The sequence below is a fragment of the Clostridium sp. 1001270J_160509_D11 genome, from assembly GCF_015667935.1.
In the GTDB taxonomy this organism is placed as follows: Bacteria; Bacillota; Clostridia; order Peptostreptococcales; family Peptostreptococcaceae; genus Intestinibacter.
This window is the reverse complement of record NZ_JADPET010000273.1, coordinates 1-1,062: the sequence shown is the minus strand read 5'-3', so window position 1 is coordinate 1,062 and position 1,062 is coordinate 1. Positions and strand designations below refer to the sequence as shown.

Below are 1,062 nucleotides of genomic sequence, written 5' to 3'. Positions count from 1 at the left end.
TAGATTATTTTATAACCCAAGAAAAATTATCTTTATTTAAAAACTCTATTTTTTAATATCCTCTTTCTATATTTACTATATTATCTACTTGTTTGCCTTCTTTATATTTTTTTAAATTAGAATACATTAATTTCTCTACTCTTATATCATTTTTATCAGATACCCAACAATTATGAGGTGTAACAATTACATTGTCAGCATCCCATAGTGGGCTTTCTTTTGGAAGTGGCTCTTGTTCAAATACGTCTAATGCAACACCCTCAAATTTATCTAGATATTTTATTAAATCTTCTTCGTTGACGATTTTTCCTCTTCCAACATTTATAAAGCTAGAACCTTGTTTCATTAATTCAAATTTATCCTTATCAATCATTCCTATTGTATTTTCTGTGCAAGGCATTGTACTAACTACTACATCGCAGTTTTTAAATATTTCATTTATTTGATTTTTTCCAAAGCATCTATCAAAATATTCTACTTCACGTCCATTAGTATTGTACCCCCATATTTCCACTCCAAATCCATTAAGTCTTTTTGCAGCTTCTACAGCAATTGTTCCTGTTCCCAAAAAGCCAATTCTACTTCCATAAAGTTCACTTATTCCAAAATCCATATGCCAAACTTTATCTTGCTGTTGTTTATAAAGCATTTTAGATTTTTTATATATTTCTAATATGCACATAACTATCCACTCTGACATAGGTATGCTATATCCACCTCTGTTGTTAGTTACTTGTATATTTTGTTTTATGACTTTTTCTTTTGGTAATTGATCAAATCCTACACTTGTAAGCATTATATATTTTAAATTTTTCATTTTTGATATATCTAATCTTTTAAAAGGATTATAAGTGACTAATATATCTGCATCATCTACTTCTTCACAATTTTTGATTTTCGATTCAGATATTCTTATAATCTCATATCCTAGACTTTTTATTTTTTCTAATTGTTCGTCACTAATTTTTACAGTAATTAAAACTTTCATAATTATTATCCCCTTTCTATAGTTAATTTAATTATAATCAAAAAAAAATTGAGATACATATATCTCAAAACATT

At 26.6% G+C, this 1,062-nt stretch carries 1 protein-coding gene; it reads right to left on the bottom strand.

The window, feature by feature from the left end:
• Nucleotides 1–52 precede the first annotated feature (52 nt).
• On the bottom strand, nt 53–988 hold the full coding sequence (locus I4U58_RS13910) for a phosphoglycerate dehydrogenase (RefSeq protein WP_195931917.1): 936 nt from the start codon (nt 986–988) through the stop codon (nt 53–55).
• Between the last annotated feature and the right edge of the window lie 74 nt (nt 989–1,062).